A 14,454-nucleotide genomic window follows, 5' to 3' on the forward strand; every position below is an offset into this window, starting at 1 on the left:
TTGAATGTGGTGGTCTTGGCTCCCGCTGAGTGCGAACGCTCAGAGTGGCGCAATCTTGGCCGCGAACAAGGCTGTAACCGCAGCAAATCCTTTTTTGGTCGGGTGTAGCTCGTTGGCCCACCATTTTTCGTTGGGTTGTAAGGTCGTACGCAAGTTCAAGTAGTGCACATGCGGAAATTCGCGGCTTTTGGCTACCGATTGGAGCATGGCATTGAATCGATCGATTATCTCCTGCATGAGGGTCAGGCGTTGGGGCATGGCCATATAGCCTTTCAAGCGAAAGCCGGGCTCGAGCCACGGGCCGGGTAGGAACCAGAATCCACCGGCAAATCCACGCCCATCGGGCACGGGGTAGTCGTAGCCGTGCAGCACGATGGGCACAGGGCTGCCCAGCATATCGGTGCAAACCTTGGTAATGGCTGAGAGAATGCTGACATAGGCGTAATGCAGGCGCTCATTGATCACCCCATCGATGACCTTGTTGTTGAGTCCTGCGATGTTTGAGTTTGCGTGGTTGAGCAGCATGCCCAATTCGATCTCCCCGGCGATGTCGTTGCCGCCGCCGGAGAGCAGGATGGCTTTGGGGGTATCTCCGCGACGAATTACCTTTTCGATACGACGCACCAGATCGTTCAGCTGAGATCCGGAATAGGCCATGTCTTCGACCCGGTCGCCTGCTTTGGCCACGGACTCTACGTCATAGCCGAAGTCATCTTCCAGGCCTTTTAAGATGTCATTGAAGGGGTAGTCAAACCAGGAGTCGCCTTCTGCGATCAAAGTGCCGATGCTGATGCCGGACCGGATTGAGGCAGAGGCTTCCTTGGCATAGGCACTGACGTCAGCGGATTTAATGGCCGCCTTGCGCCGGGCTGTTGCCGGTTTGCGTCGTTTCAAGATTTCCGACGCCAGTTGCTCGCCGGTATCCAATGCGCTCCTCAGATCGTTCTTGCGAGTCATGCTTATGCTCCTCACTGATGTTTGTTGGCACTGATTGTCTTGAGTGCTTGGGTGGTGCGGATCGCATGAGTGGTTCCTGCTTTTTGCCTGCCCTTGAATCCCCGAACAAGACAGATGATCGACATCGACCTTTTTTGTTGGCGGTGGTATTTGCGTATGCTGGGAACACTAAGGCAAGTCGCAAGCGCCATCGGAAAAATTGTGTGGGGCGATCGGGCTGCCCCTGGCGCGGTGCAAGGTCACTGTTATACTGAATCGGCTGCCGATGCAAGGTGGGGGGGGCGGTAGACTCTGCCCGATTGAGGTGGAGACCATACCCAGGTGGATGGGACGCAACGCATGGACACAACGATGACCAATCAGCCCAGGCCGGGTGCCTTCTACATGGTCGTATCGGACATGGAGAGCAACAGGCAGCCCTGCGGCGTGAGATTCGACAACCTCCGTCAGGTGCTGTCACCACCGCGTGTGATCCTGCGTCCAGAAGAAGGCGGCTTTCCTTCAATGCTCGAACAACCGCAGATGACCTATGACCCCAGCGCAGGCCCCGAACCTCGTGATCTGGAGCCAGGGTTCGGCGGTTACTGGTTGGTGTCCGAGCGACTCCATGACGTCATGTGCTCGGTTGATCCCAGTGCCTTTGCGTTCACCGAGGTGGATTACCGCTTGGTCGATGGCATCAAGGGCCCACGTCACTTCCTGTGCGACGTGATTCGAGAGCTGGATGCTTTGGACGAAGAGTCATCGCGGCTGAAGGTCAAGGTCGATGACGAGTATGTGCGTGGGAAGTTCTATTCTCTGGGTGGGGGAGCCAGCCTTGCCTTCCGGCATGAGGTGTTGGGGGAGTCGCACGTGTTCCGGGTGCCATTCAACCCGTCCGTGTTCTGCGATCGAGAGTTCAAGGAGGCGGTTCACGATGCCGGGATACCCGACGACGCAGAAGCCAGCGGCATCTCCTTCATTGACGTATCGGATATCTGATTCCACCAGGCGACAAGGAAGGATCCTAGGCCATGCCGGACAAGCCCCTCTTCCAACCGCACCACGCCATCGAGCAGCAGGCGTTTACTCGTGATCCTCTGCTGCAGGCGCTTGTGGACTCCGGGCGGTTCAATAAGGATGCGGCCACCAACCTGATCAATTTGCCCAACGACAAGGCACTTGCTCACGCCATCGGGGTTACGCCGCATACGGGCCGCCCCATCAAGGAATATGGCCTTGGTTTGAAGGATGCCCTGGAGGACTTGGCTGCCACGAAGGATGGCCAGGCGGCGTTGAGGGCAGATCCGGACGCCTTAGATCGAGTGGCCCTCAAGGTTCAGCGATTGAGCGACACCGCGCAGGTGGCGCTCATCAATGGCGACCTGCGCACGAACATTGCGCTGGGGCAGACGATGGACCAAACGCGGGCTGTCACCCAGGCATTCTTCGGTGACCCGAACGGCTACGCCGTCCAAAACGCGACGCAGTTGGACGCATACGGCCAGGCCAGCGCCAATGCGCGCCAGTGGAGCGGGGTGACACACAACGAAGGCCGCATCGTTTCTACCTTGCAGCACTTACACGGCTCGGGACAGCCGCTGCTGGGAGGCGGCAACCTCGATCTTCAGCGCCATGGGCTGTCCCAGGCCATTTCGAGCGCTTACCACGACGGCCGCTTGACCATGTCGCCGGGCGGCGTTGCTGTGGTCGAGAACACCTTGGGCGAAGAAGCCGCACGCAACCTCCGTGTGCCGCGCGGACAGCGTGGCGAAGTCGCGATGCAACTGTTGATGGGCGAGGCGTCCGCCCGCGGCCTGACCCGTGCCGGCGGTCTCCTGGCCACGGGCGCGGATGCGGTGATGACGGCACGCACCGCCTCGGCGTTGATGGAGCAGGGCAACACCACCGCCGCGCAGTCGGAGGTTCAGCACGCCATTGCGCGCAACGCGGGCGGCTGGGCCGGCGGCGCGGCCACCGCGGCCGCGCTGGGCAGCAGCAGTGGGTTTGTGCCCGCGGCGTTGGTGGTGGGCGACGCTGTCTTGATGAGCAAGGCCTTCGACAAGGCCGTCGACCTCAAAGACAACCGCGACATTTTCCACCAGACCGACAAGGCGGGGGTGGACTGGCAGTTCAACGGACGGGATTGGGAGCGCCAAGGCGCATTCGACCGCACGCCCGACGGGCGCGACAGGCCCGCACAGGCACCTGTAGGAGCCAGCTACATCAAGTCTCAGGAGCTGGGCGCCATGGCAAATGCCAAGGCTGCCGAGTTCGCGCTGGGCAAAGCGCCTCCACCGCAGGATCCGTTTAACCTGCCGGCCCAGCCTGGCGATCGAACTGGGTTGGACAACCAGAACTGGCATCGCAATCCGACCACCGAGTCCTGGGAGCGCCAGGTCAAGACCGGCGTGACGGGCGCCAACGATCAGGGGGTCTATGCACCGCAGACCGCTACCCCGGCGCAGGCGCTGCGCCTGAACCAGGAAGCCCTGGGGTGCATCGAGAACAACATCGCCACCGGCCGCGAGGCCATCGCCCAGGCCTACCTGGAAAGCCATGCCGCCCAGTGCGGGCAGGACTACGGCGTGGGGATGCCGGCGGCAGTGGAGAGCGCTCGGGCCAAACAGGATCATGTGCAGGGACACGACGGCCAGATCTACCAGCGCACTGCTGAGGGACAGTGGGCGGGCAAGGGCGGAGTGGCCGCCGGCAACCTGGCGGTGGAGCTGGAGCTCACGAACCAGATGCGCCAGCCGTCGCTGGAGCGCGCCCAGGAAACCCTGGCGGCCATTGAGGCTCGCCCCGCGCCTACATCGGCGCAGATGGAGCACAACGAGCTCCTGCATCGCTACCGGGCCGCCGGCATCGACCTCAACGCCCAGGAGAACAACCTGCAGGCCGTGGAGCTCGCCACCCAGCGAACGAAGGAGGCGGAAGGCCTGACCGGTCCTACGATGCAGCAGCTGAAGCCGAACGAGCAGGGGCAATACGGCTACGACAGCCCGATTGCCCATTACCAGGTCGGCCAGGACGGGATGGCCCACCAGGTCGCGGTGACCACCTCCGAGGAACTGCGCCAAGCCAAGGCCGAGTTGGGCCAGCCCGCCATGGCGCGCGTGCCGACGCTGGGCGCGGTATCGGTCACCGCGCCAGGCCGCAGCAAGGAGCAGGAGGCCGAACCGGCTCAGGAGAAGAGGGCGCAGGGTCCGATGCTGGCCGACAACCCCGCGCACCCTGACCATCCCACCTACCAGACCATCCATTCCTGGGTCAGCGGAACAGGGAACTGGAACGAGGAGGAGAGCCGGAACGTCACGGCTGCGCTCTACAAGCAGCAAACCGAAGACCCATTGGTGAAGCGGGTGGACCGGGTCACCGGCGCGCTGGGCAAGGACGGGGCCGAGAACGTGCTGGCGGTCTACGCGCCGTTTGGCGACAAGCTGCCGATGTTCCATGCCCGGGTTGATGGACGCGAGGCGGCGCAGCAGCCGGCGGAACAGAGCCTGCAGCAGGCGGAGGTCATTAAGCAGGATCAGGTGCGCCAGCAGCAGCTAGAGATGAGTCAACAACAAAATACACAAGTTCAAATAGGACCTAGCAGGTCTTTTTGAAAAATCGGTCATATAGATAAATGGGAGCGGCGGCGTCATGTGGATTTGCGAAGGCTCAAGAATCGACTGGACCGCTGTGGCCGCCATAATCGCACTGATGATATGGATGGTCGATGGTTGGCGTCGTCGCAAGGAAAGGACTGCTACTCGTCGCCTTCTCGCGCAGATCATGACCACGCCGGTTGGCGTAGCTCAAATCGAAATCGCTCAGTTCAGAACGCTGGTTGTTCCATCAGCTGAAGATCAGTCGATACTCTTAGGGCTTATAAATAGCCAGGAGGCGCGTAGAGATTTTGCAAAAAAGGCTTTTCAAGTTAAATTTGAGCTTCCCACGCAGTTCTTCGATAAGGCCGATGTGTTCGGGCAGTTCACATCAAATCGACTGGCTTGGGCTTTTTCGCAAACCACTCGTTTACATACAATGTGGAGGCTCTTCGCAGAAACATCCGATCAGGCCGGCGACGATGAAATGCATGAAAAACTAAAGCATGCGCTTGTTCAAATAAAAGAGACTGAACAAGCAATCGGTGAGGCTTTCAATGCCGTTCTTAGAGACGGTCGAGCATCTCGTTGGATCTGATTTTATGGGCTGGGATGCTAATTATAGGGAATATGGAATATGCCAATCTCGTTTTCTTTCGACGGCGATGACGTTGCCTGGACGCAGCGCTTTGAGTCGCCGACCATTTACCTCGATACATGCGGTGTGCGCGAGATTGCAAAGAGCGACGAACTCTCCGCAAGGTTCGCGGAAAGCCTCAAAGCGCACGGTGGCACTTGGTTGCTCTCGTCCTTATCAATAAGCGAATTCGCGCACTTCGCCGATCCCCGTCACGTTGAGCGGGCGGAAAGGCTGCTTGCTCAGGTAGTGCCTCACGTCTACTTCTTTTGGAGCGATCCGGCTGATATGCGAGATCGTCGGGGAGAGACTGACCCCGCCAAGCGCGCGACACCACCGGCCGATCATCGGAACATGGATTACTTCTCGCGCCGGTGGGCGCAGGCGCAGTCGTTCATTGGCGCCTTCAGTGGAGTCTTCCAGTTGGCCCACGAACGACGAATGGAAATGGCGGAGGCCTTGGACGAAATCGCTGATAAGTTGGTGGTGACCATGACTCAAAGCCGGCAGCTTCTTACCTACCGGAGCCGAGCAAAGGCAGCGCATCCCAAGGATGGCCGCAGCCGCAAGCAGATTATTTCCGGGGAACTGCTGCGAGTTGTAGTGCTCGACCCAAAGGCAAAGTTCACGCGCAACGACGCTATCGACCTAATGCATGCTGTGGATGCGGTGGACTACTGCGACCTGGCGCTGTTGGATACTGTATGGGCAAAAAGGGTTCAGTCGCTTCGCGACCGCATTGCCCAGTCGGGCGTCACCATGCCCTTGGCCCAAGCGTTTTCCATGGGCAAGGACGGTGTCATAAGTTTCCTAGAGGCGCTCGAACACTGGCGCTCTCCACAACCGAAGGCTTGAATATGCAGGCATTGTTTACGAAGAAGAAGGGGCGCCTGTCCCCATAGGAAGAGGCCATCGCGGCCGCTCATGTGTTGCTAGACAGTGCCCAGGGAGGCCTCGACGAGAGGGCTGCCGACAGGCGTCTGCGCGAGGAAGTGGCGCTCCAATGGTCCTGCATGACGTGCATTCAATACCTGCCCTGGCAGGAGGCGTAGGCTGCGATCGACGCGTTGCCTGATCAGTGGGAAGAGAATGGACGCGCGCTTTCGTGACGCTCTTACTTCCCTTAAAAGCCTGTATTAACTCTTGGTCGTGCTTGCTCGGGTAGAGCTTGATGAGGTCGCGCATCATCTTATCCGCCCCTTTTGAATCGGCGTGGATGTCGATCCTTGAACCAATCGTTCCATAGGAACTTCACAATGGAGACCTTGATGCCGGTTCCGGATGGTGGTGTGTCGCTATCTTCGTATTGCGGCTGGGGACGGTCAGAGAAAAAAATTTGATCGGCTCCGCGTCCCTTTAAGGCATTGCATATCCAAAGGCAAGAAAATTTTGTAGACAAATTTTATAGGACTAAGGGTGGGGAAAATCTGACCTATGACTTTCGAGTGAGCTATGGAGATTTGATTCGTCGCACGGCATGATGGCTCAAGGGGAAGGACTTCGCGCTATCGGCGTGAGGTGGTCCATACCCCATCTTCCCAGCGTAGAGGATATCCATGAGCTACACCGCCGAGATCAGCAGAACAAGTCCGACCGCTTTTCTTTTCCTGGTCGACCAGTCCGGCTCAATGCAGGAAACGATGGGAAATGGAAAGTCAAAGGCCCAATTCGTGGCAGACGTGCTCAATCGGACCCTCGCTACCCTGATCACGCGATGCACCAAGTCCGAAGGCACCCGTGACTATTTTGAGGTCGGCGTGCTGGGTTACATGGGCAGCTCCGCGGAGAATGGGTTGACAGGCGGCCTTGCCTCAGCCGTGCTCCATCCCATCTCCCAGATCGAAGCCAACCCGCTTCGGGTGGAAAATCGCACCAAGCGGGTGGACGATGGTGCCGGCGGCTTGGTCGACCAATCCATCAAGTTCCCGGTATGGTTTGAAGCCAAGGCATCGGGCGGCACCCCCATGTGCACGGCCATCACGGCCGCGGCGGAGCAACTGGTGGCTTGGTGCGATGCGCACCCTGACAGCTATCCTCCGACCGTCTTGCATGTCACCGACGGCGAGTCGACAGATGGCGATCCGGAGGCGCTGGCGAAGCAACTCCAGCAGATCAGCACGAACGATGGCAATGTGCTGCTGTTCAATCTTCATGTCAGCACCAGCGGCAGCGATCCGGTCAAGTTCCCGACCTCTGATGCGGCTTTGGGCGACGCCTATGCCAAGCTGCTGTTCCGTATGTCTAGCGCCTTGCCGCCACACTTGCAGAGGGTCGCGGAGGAGAAGGGCATCAAGGCCACGATGGAGTCCAGGGGGTTTGTGTTCAACGGCGAGATTACCGAGATCGTGGACTTCTTCGACATTGGAACCCGGGCTGCGCAGCTGCGCTGATTATGGCACTGACCTTCCTCTTTCAGGGGACTGTGCCCAAGCACGTTGAGTCGCCTGACGACAACGAGGATGCCTATCTCGCGGACCCAGAGCGGGGCCGTGTGGTGGTGTCCGATGGAGCATCAGAGTCGTTCGACGCTCGGAACTGGGCTCGGTTGCTCGTAGACCGGATGATGGAAGAAGAGCTGTCACCGGAGGCTGTAGCCAGTTGCTTGGAGGGCTATGAAGCTTTGCATGACGCTAGCCGCCTTTCTTGGTCCAAAGCGGCTGCCTACGAGCGCGGCAGCTTTGCGACGCTCCTTATCGCCCAGGACCATCCCGAACGGAACGTGGTTCAAATCACCGCGGCGGGCGACAGCTTGGCGGTGTGGGTTGATGGGGGGCAATTGCTGGCTTCTGCTCCGTATATACATTCCGAGCAGTTCCAAGAGAAGCCCTTGCTTTTAGCGACTCGCCTCTCCTTGAACGCTGCGGGCGACGAGCAAGCCAGCATTTGGCAATGGGGTTACGAAGAGCAAGGTTACCGGTTGCTGCTGTGCATGACCGATGCATTGGGTGCTTGGCTCTTGGCCCATCAAGAAAAAGAAGACCAATCTGCACTGGAAGCGCTTTGTGGAATCCGAGAGGTTGAGGAGCTTGTGGAACTGGTGGATCGGGAGCGCGGCGCCGGACGCCTTCGACGCGATGACTCTACATTGGTCATCGTTTCCGTTACCCGGTCTTAGGGTGTTTGACGATGGTTTACCCATCCTTGGAGCAATACAACGAGGCCCTTCAGTCGCCGCAGTTTGTCCTGCAAGACCCAGAGCTGAAGCAAGGAAAGCTGAAAACCACAGGCCTGGGACTACCGTTGGCACTTTGCGGCGGGTTTGCGCTGACCTACACAGTGACAGTGGGCACCAAGAAGTTCGCGCTGCGCTGCTTTCACAAGGAATCGCGCGAACTGGAACGTCGTTACCAGGCGATTTCGGCTCGTCTGAAGCAGCTCAATAGCCCTTACTTCTTGCCGTTTGAGTTCAACCCCAACGGCATTCGTATCCAGGGCAATGCGTATCCCATCGTCAAGATGGCTTGGGCCAGCGGGCGCACGCTGGCCGAGTTCCTCGAAGCCGAGCATCGCAACATCGAAGCGCTCCGGAAGTTGCGTAGCGCCTTAGCGGCTTTGGCCGCATTTCTTGAGAACAACAACCTTGCTCACGGCGACATTCAGCCGGAAAACGTCATGGTCAGTGCAGATGGGGCCACCGTCCAGCTGATTGACTACGATGGTATGTTCGTTGAGCCCCTCAACGGGGCTAAAGCAACCGAGTTGGGACAGCTAAATTTCCAGCATCCTCAGCGTTCAGCAAATAACTTCAGTCCCACGCTGGATCGATTTTCGTTCCTCACACTAGACGTCGCACTTCAAGCGCTGATGGCTTCGCCGAAGATCTGGGCTACGTCCCGATCCGAGCCCAGTGCTGTAGTGTTTCGCCGCAATGATTTTATCAACCCCGGCGCTTCCGCTGTGTTCCAAGAAGCGGTGGCTATTGCTGGACTCAAGTCACACGTTGAGAACCTGGGAAAGGTCGCAGCGGGCATTTTTGCAGGCATTCCGTCACTGGCGGATTTCCTACAAGGCAAGGGAATCCCGATCGGACCAATCACCATCCGTCCCAACAATGCGGTGGTGGTTTATCAGGGGCCCTACGTGGTTTGCGATGCCACCAACTATGCTCAGGTGCTGGGTATGGTGGGCAATCGCGTCGAGTTAGTGGGAAAGATCCATTCGGTTAAAAATGGATGGACCAATACTAAGAACAAGAGGCCATACGTCTTCGTTAATTTCTCGGATTGGAGAGGGGAATCGGTTAGATTGACAATTTGGGTGGACGGCATTGATGCAATTAAACCGCATGTTCCTGACGCATCGTGGGTAGGGCGCTGGGTGTCCGTGGCGGGCTTGGTGAATCCTCCCTACAACAAGAGTGGTTACCCCAGCCTATCCATCACTATCACGGCACCTGGCCAGCTTCAGCAGTTACCCGAGAAGGACGCCAGGTTCCGTCTTGCCGTGGCTGGAAGACCAGTTGCTGGTGGTGTGCCGGCCAGCAACACCCGCAATAGCGACATCCTCGTCGATATGGGGGTTAAGGGATCTTCCGGAACAAAGTTGCCGCCGCCTCAACCACGCTCTCCACCTCCCGTTCAATCACGCAACCAGCAACTTCTAACCGGGATGCAGCGTCAAACCCCGCAGGTCTCTGCGCCTCCGCGGCACGCGCCTACACGTTCCTTGCCTCCCCGTCCCTCGCCGCCGGCAGCACGCCCGGCGTCTTCTTCCAAAAGTGGATGCCTCTCCCTGTTGATCCTGGGAGGCCTGTTGCTCCTGTGGCGACTTGTTGCGGGGTAGGTCGCTTACAGAGAGACCTTGCGCGTTGGTAGAGCGTGCTTCAGACCTTAGAGGATGGACACTCATGGAATTCGATTGGTCCCAGCTTCCCCTCGCCAATACCCCTTGGCGCATCCAGGTCGTGGCCGACATCCTCCCGATCCTGATTCGCCGAGCGAAGGAAGGCCGGCCTATCTTCTACGGCGAGTTGGCCGAGCAACTGGAGTCGGAGTTCAGGCACGAGCCAAAGGCTCGCAAGACGGTATACGGCCCAGCCATTGGCGCCGTTGGCCAGGCCATCGAACTACTCGGTCAGCAGCCCGAGTGGCACGGGGAGCGTATTCCTCCGATCAACACCATCGTGGTGAGCAAGGAAACCGGCTATCCCAGCACAGGGGCCGATGAAATTGCCTATTATTTCTTCGGGGACAACGGCGCCGGCATGGCCGCGGACCGGCTCTCTTACCTCGATGCCGCCATGAATGCGGTCTACCACTACGGCAAATGGGATCAGATCGCTGCGGCCCTGGGTGTGGCCCGGTTGGAACCCGCGGCTGGCGAAGTCCAGGCGGACCAGGGCGAGGTGCTGCCGCTACCACGAGTCCAGGCCGGCGGCGGCCCAGAGAGTGCCGAGCACCAGGCGCTGAAGCTCTGGGTGCGAGAGCATCCCGAGGAACTGCTTGACTTCGGTGTCTTTGAGGCTGGCACAAACGAAGCGGTGTTGAGCAGTGGCGACCGGCTGGACGTGTTGTTCGACAATACTCGTCGGCGTTTGGCCGTAGAAGTGAAGACCAGCAAGTGCTCGGAGGATGAGCTCATGCGTGGCGTTTACCAGTGCGTGAAATACCGGGCCCTCCTGCGCGCCGAGCAGTTGGCGACACGCCAGATACCCAACGGTGAGGCCGTGCTTGTGTGCCCAAGGGCACCTGGCAGGAAGACCAAGGCGCTCATCAAACGCTTGAATGTGAACTTCCACAGGGTGCCTGTGGATGCTGAAAAGAAAATTTTGAGGCGGCGATGACGAACGTAGACACGCTGGAGAACCGCATCCGACAGATCGATGGGTTCATTCGGGCTCTGACCAGTGAGGCGCATTTCCTAGACGAGAGAGCATACTTGCTCAAGCCTTTGGTTCTCGATGAAGAGGTGAAGGCGGCGATGAAGACCAAGCTTGATAAGACCCTAGGCGCAGGTCTTTGGAACCACTTGACGCCTTTGCTTGGCCAAGATCTCATCCGCGAGTTGGCTCGTTTGTTCCTTGATAAGGGGGACAAGACTGGCAGCCTCACCAACATCTGGCGCAAACTGCAGGTGCCCGGGATACGGGAGCACTACCGCACAAGTTATGGCGGCATGTTTGACTCCTTTCAGGATAGCCCCACGGAATACGTCAGCGAGGGGACCAGGGAGGAGTGGCGCCAGCGAGATCGTGACGAAAACATGGCCCAGTTCGATGAGAGATGGAGCGCGGTCAGTCAAGCCATGAAGGAACTGGAGATAGATCCTGTAGCCATTAGCGTCAGGACCTTTAGAGACAAGCATCATGCGCACTGGGAGATGCAGAAGTTGGGTGAAGAGCCCAAACCATTCGACATCAGCACTCTGAACCTGACATACCAAGGAATCTTTGATTTTGGCGACCGATGCCTGAAGCTTCTTTCGGAGCTCGGCCTCCTGCTGACCCATCACTCTTGGGATCCCAATCAGTTCTCTGATATCAGCTCAGAACAGGGGCGGGCCCTTTGGATGACACTGGCAAAATGATGACTGCAGGACCTATCAATCGAACTTTTTGGCTTTGAAGGGGAAGATCACGCAATGACTAACTTCGTCTTCGCCCGACGCGACTTACAAAAGCGGATCGATCGCCTTAAGGGAGTCTTGTCCGAAAACCAAATTGTGGAAATTGTAAGCCGGCTGAATGCGCCCGGTTGGAACCGGCTGCCAGCGATGTGGGAGGTAGTCGTTTTGGACGCGTTCTCCCAAGAGGCTAAGCTTAGGCACGAAGTCCCGCTTCCAAGTGGCAGGAGGCCTGACCTTGAGTTGACATACTCTTCTCCGAACGGAGAAGTGTTGCTTGTTTCTGGAGATGTCTTAGCTGTCTCTGACAAGGGGCTGGATGAGCAAAATCCGGTGGATGTTCTATTTGAGACGGTCCCCGAAATCGCGCGAAAGCATGGCGTCGACCCGGTAAAGCTAAGCTATAAGGTCGAAGGAGAACGTATTGGCCGCTATGGGGATGGCAGGATGCAACTGGCTCTTCCAAAACGCGGTGAGTTGATCGAACTTCTCCGCGCTGAAGTTGCCGCTTGGCTTTATGGCGTGCGCCAAGCGCCAGAAGAGCAGCACGTTTACAAGCCAGTAGACGAGAGCTTGAGGTTTTCGATTGCATATGATCCGAGTGCATCTTCCGTAACAGGCAGTTATCTAAGCTACGACGTTGCGGCTTCTCGGGAGAAGAATCCGCTTTATAAGGCGCTGAAGGCTAAAAAGGATCAGCTCATTGGCGCGCCAGAGCAGGCGCTTAAACTTTTGGTCGCTTGCGATGGTGACTCGGCCCTTTTGCACAATATTTCTTCCTCGTCACGGACGCCCGGAACCTATAGTGCACTTCAAATCGTCGATCACTTCCTTTCGAAGCACTCTGGCATAGACGCTGTCGCCTTGATAAGTGTAGAGGAGCGTAGAACGGCCCTGGATCCAAAGACGTATCGGAAGCTAAGGTTCAACGTCAGTGTGAAGGGTAGGGAGCTGCCCGGCGACAAATTTTCAAAGAACTATGCTCTTTTGGATGGGTTGATGCGCGGGGCTATGAAGCACTTTCCTGCGCCGCAGAAGGCGCCTTATAACGCAATTCGGAGATGCCTAGAGCCTGGTGTTGGTCACAGTCAAATGGGGGCGTATCAATTGACAGTAGAGGGTGGTAATGTGAGTAAAGTAAGTATTTCTTCGCGTGGTTTAATGGGTCTTATTTCTGGTGCCGTGACGCAAAAGGAATTCATCATCGCGCATGAACGTCCAGGATCACCAAGCATAGCAAGCTATTTCTCCGATGCTTTGGCTCAAGGGAGGATGATTGTCGGGATAGAGATAGAAGAGATGGATGGCTTGGACGACGACTACTTCACGATTCATTTTGGGGATGCTGATGCGGCCATTTCACCATTCCATGCTTGATACCGGAATAAATTCCGGAAAATTCCGTTATATATGTTGTTAAAATTTAGGACGAGACTGGCCTGAAGTAGCCTCTGCTGGAGATGACCGAACCGTCGCCAACCTCAAGCCCGAGAATGCGCAAGCGTCGCTAAACTAAAAAATGGGGCGGCAAGGAAGAACTGTTCGAATTGCTGGACGACGAGCAGCATACCTTTTACGAGCATAGGAAAGCCGCATGAGAAGCCCATGGCCCGCAAAGCGGAAAGCCAAGATCCCACCGCAGAAGAAGGCCATCGTGGCCGGACAACTCTTCCTCGACTTGGTGGAGGAGAGGATCGACCCGCAAGATATGGGGCGCCGCTTGCGCGAGGAAATCGGCCTTCAATGGACTTGGCTTTCTTGCATGCAATACCTATCGGGCAAGGAAGCGCTGGCGGTCTTTCAGGCGCTGCCGCCTGGTTGGGAGCAAGGAGGGCGTAATCGCCTGCAGATGCTGTCTGCCTCTTTGTTGGCGGCACACACCGTGGCAAACCTTCGTAGCGACGGGCGAGCGCTGTGTGCAAGTGACCTAGCTGCATGCCTGAACGGTGTGGACTTCGCAGCTGAGCTGGAACGTCACGTGGCCGCAGGCCAGGTATGACCGAGCTCACGTTCACCGCACCCAGCTATGCCTTCCTGCTGTCCACCATGCCGTGCTGGAAGTGCAGTCAAGCCACGTCCGTCATCACCGTGTGGGTGCCTTCCTTCATTGATACCGGGGACATAAAGAAGCCCGAGGACGAGCCTGAGGCGGGTGGGACGTCGACGCTGCGCTACATCCATGCCCTGGAAGATCAGGTGGCGGCACACGTGCGAGATGTGGCCCCGTGGCTCAAGCCCGGGCGCTCGGGGACCGCTAACACTATCTACTGGGCTAACCACTGCGGGATGTGTGCTGCCATCCAAGGCGATCACTTTGTGCTCGGCGTCAACGGCCCGTTCTTTCCGCAGACCCGTGCCCAGGCTGACGCACTTCAGGTCATCCCTGGCCGTGGGCCCCTGGCGGCCAACTCCTCGGCCGCGCAGTCGGGCTGGATGGACTGGATTGCCGAGCGGATGCGGGGAGGGATCTAAGAATGTGGGAGTGGCGCCAGCGGCGAGCATGGGGAACCAAGAAGATGCGGCAAGAGCTAGAGGAGCGGTTCTTGAACTACGCTCGTGTCTTTCGGGGGGGCGTGGGCTGAAGCACTTCCGAAATGCCACCGAACAATCGCCCAACCTCTACGTTTATTTCGCTAGGCGGCACGCCGGCTACGTCCACGAGTGGGTGGTTGAAGGTACGACCGCAATTGTCGGGCACTTTGCAGTGGTGAAAGAGCTGGAGGG

At 58.0% G+C, this 14,454-nt stretch carries 13 protein-coding genes; 12 read left to right on the plus strand and 1 reads right to left on the minus strand.

The window, feature by feature from the left end; all coding sequences use genetic code 11:
- Window positions 1-39 precede the first annotated feature (39 nt).
- Window positions 40-957: an SGNH/GDSL hydrolase family protein gene (locus J2Y70_RS07280; RefSeq protein ID WP_309915284.1), complete on the minus strand. Its 918-nt coding sequence runs from the start codon at window positions 955-957 to the stop codon at window positions 40-42.
- 339 nt (window positions 958-1,296) lie between these two features.
- On the opposite strand from J2Y70_RS07280, the gene J2Y70_RS07285 reads away from it, so the two are divergent.
- From J2Y70_RS07285 to J2Y70_RS07340, 12 genes are all read left to right on the plus strand, one after another.
- Window positions 1,297-1,938, plus strand: coding sequence for a DUF1629 domain-containing protein (locus J2Y70_RS07285; RefSeq protein WP_309915289.1), 642 nt, complete (start codon window positions 1,297-1,299; stop codon window positions 1,936-1,938).
- A gap of 32 nt (window positions 1,939-1,970) precedes the next feature.
- Window positions 1,971-4,550 carry an XVIPCD domain-containing protein gene (locus J2Y70_RS07290; protein WP_309915292.1) on the plus strand — a complete coding sequence of 860 codons (2,580 nt, stop codon included), beginning with the start codon at window positions 1,971-1,973 and terminating at the stop codon, window positions 4,548-4,550.
- A 37-nt stretch (window positions 4,551-4,587) separates the two neighbouring features.
- Window positions 4,588-5,130: a hypothetical protein gene (locus tag J2Y70_RS07295; protein ID WP_309915294.1), complete on the plus strand. Its 543-nt coding sequence runs from the start codon at window positions 4,588-4,590 to the stop codon at window positions 5,128-5,130.
- 39 nt (window positions 5,131-5,169) lie between these two features.
- Window positions 5,170-6,024 carry a hypothetical protein gene (locus J2Y70_RS07300; protein WP_309915297.1) on the plus strand — a complete coding sequence of 285 codons (855 nt, stop codon included), beginning with the start codon at window positions 5,170-5,172 and terminating at the stop codon, window positions 6,022-6,024.
- 701 nt (window positions 6,025-6,725) lie between these two features.
- Entirely contained in the window at window positions 6,726-7,559 is an 834-nt protein-coding gene (locus tag J2Y70_RS07305; protein WP_309915300.1) for a VWA domain-containing protein, read from the plus strand.
- Between the two features lie 2 nt (window positions 7,560-7,561).
- Complete coding sequence (locus J2Y70_RS07310; RefSeq protein WP_309915303.1) at window positions 7,562-8,284, plus strand: hypothetical protein; 723 nt, start codon at window positions 7,562-7,564, stop codon at window positions 8,282-8,284.
- A gap of 11 nt (window positions 8,285-8,295) precedes the next feature.
- The gene (locus J2Y70_RS07315) at window positions 8,296-9,951 is read left to right on the plus strand and encodes a protein kinase family protein (RefSeq protein ID WP_309915306.1); all 1,656 of its coding nucleotides are present in this window, start codon (window positions 8,296-8,298) and stop codon (window positions 9,949-9,951) included.
- A 64-nt stretch (window positions 9,952-10,015) separates the two neighbouring features.
- The gene (locus tag J2Y70_RS07320) at window positions 10,016-10,951 is read left to right on the plus strand and encodes a hypothetical protein (RefSeq protein ID WP_309915309.1); all 936 of its coding nucleotides are present in this window, start codon (window positions 10,016-10,018) and stop codon (window positions 10,949-10,951) included.
- The gene (locus tag J2Y70_RS07325) at window positions 10,948-11,694 is read left to right on the plus strand and encodes a hypothetical protein (RefSeq protein ID WP_309915311.1); all 747 of its coding nucleotides are present in this window, start codon (window positions 10,948-10,950) and stop codon (window positions 11,692-11,694) included. Before J2Y70_RS07320 ends, J2Y70_RS07325 begins: the two co-directional genes overlap by 4 nt.
- Window positions 11,695-11,748: 54 nt before the next feature.
- On the plus strand, window positions 11,749-13,107 hold the full coding sequence (locus tag J2Y70_RS07330) for a hypothetical protein (RefSeq protein ID WP_309915313.1): 1,359 nt from the start codon (window positions 11,749-11,751) through the stop codon (window positions 13,105-13,107).
- Window positions 13,108-13,324: 217 nt separating this feature from the next.
- Window positions 13,325-13,729 (plus strand): hypothetical protein, encoded by a 405-nt coding sequence (locus J2Y70_RS07335; RefSeq protein ID WP_309915316.1) that lies wholly within the window; start codon window positions 13,325-13,327, stop codon window positions 13,727-13,729.
- The gene (locus J2Y70_RS07340; protein WP_309915318.1) at window positions 13,726-14,202 is read left to right on the plus strand and encodes a hypothetical protein; all 477 of its coding nucleotides are present in this window, start codon (window positions 13,726-13,728) and stop codon (window positions 14,200-14,202) included. The genes J2Y70_RS07335 and J2Y70_RS07340 overlap by 4 nt, the downstream gene beginning before the upstream one ends.
- Window positions 14,203-14,454 lie beyond the last annotated feature (252 nt).

It is taken from the genome of Xanthomonas sp. 1678 (assembly GCF_031455575.1).
In the GTDB taxonomy this organism is placed as follows: domain Bacteria; phylum Pseudomonadota; class Gammaproteobacteria; order Xanthomonadales; family Xanthomonadaceae; genus Xanthomonas_A.

Coding starts and splice junctions, on each gene's coding strand:
- J2Y70_RS07280 (WP_309915284.1), bottom strand. CDS start 957: ATGACTCGCAAGAACGATCTGAGGAGCGCATTGGATACCGGCGAGCAA.
- J2Y70_RS07285 (WP_309915289.1), top strand. CDS start 1,297: ATGGACACAACGATGACCAATCAGCCCAGGCCGGGTGCCTTCTACATG.
- J2Y70_RS07305 (WP_309915300.1), top strand. CDS start 6,726: ATGAGCTACACCGCCGAGATCAGCAGAACAAGTCCGACCGCTTTTCTT.
- J2Y70_RS07300 (WP_309915297.1), top strand. CDS start 5,170: ATGCCAATCTCGTTTTCTTTCGACGGCGATGACGTTGCCTGGACGCAG.
- J2Y70_RS07325 (WP_309915311.1), top strand. CDS start 10,948: ATGACGAACGTAGACACGCTGGAGAACCGCATCCGACAGATCGATGGG.
- J2Y70_RS07310 (WP_309915303.1), top strand. CDS start 7,562: ATGGCACTGACCTTCCTCTTTCAGGGGACTGTGCCCAAGCACGTTGAG.
- J2Y70_RS07335 (WP_309915316.1), top strand. CDS start 13,325: ATGAGAAGCCCATGGCCCGCAAAGCGGAAAGCCAAGATCCCACCGCAG.
- J2Y70_RS07290 (WP_309915292.1), top strand. CDS start 1,971: ATGCCGGACAAGCCCCTCTTCCAACCGCACCACGCCATCGAGCAGCAG.
- J2Y70_RS07330 (WP_309915313.1), top strand. CDS start 11,749: ATGACTAACTTCGTCTTCGCCCGACGCGACTTACAAAAGCGGATCGAT.
- J2Y70_RS07295 (WP_309915294.1), top strand. CDS start 4,588: ATGTGGATTTGCGAAGGCTCAAGAATCGACTGGACCGCTGTGGCCGCC.
- J2Y70_RS07340 (WP_309915318.1), top strand. CDS start 13,726: ATGACCGAGCTCACGTTCACCGCACCCAGCTATGCCTTCCTGCTGTCC.
- J2Y70_RS07315 (WP_309915306.1), top strand. CDS start 8,296: ATGGTTTACCCATCCTTGGAGCAATACAACGAGGCCCTTCAGTCGCCG.
- J2Y70_RS07320 (WP_309915309.1), top strand. CDS start 10,016: ATGGAATTCGATTGGTCCCAGCTTCCCCTCGCCAATACCCCTTGGCGC.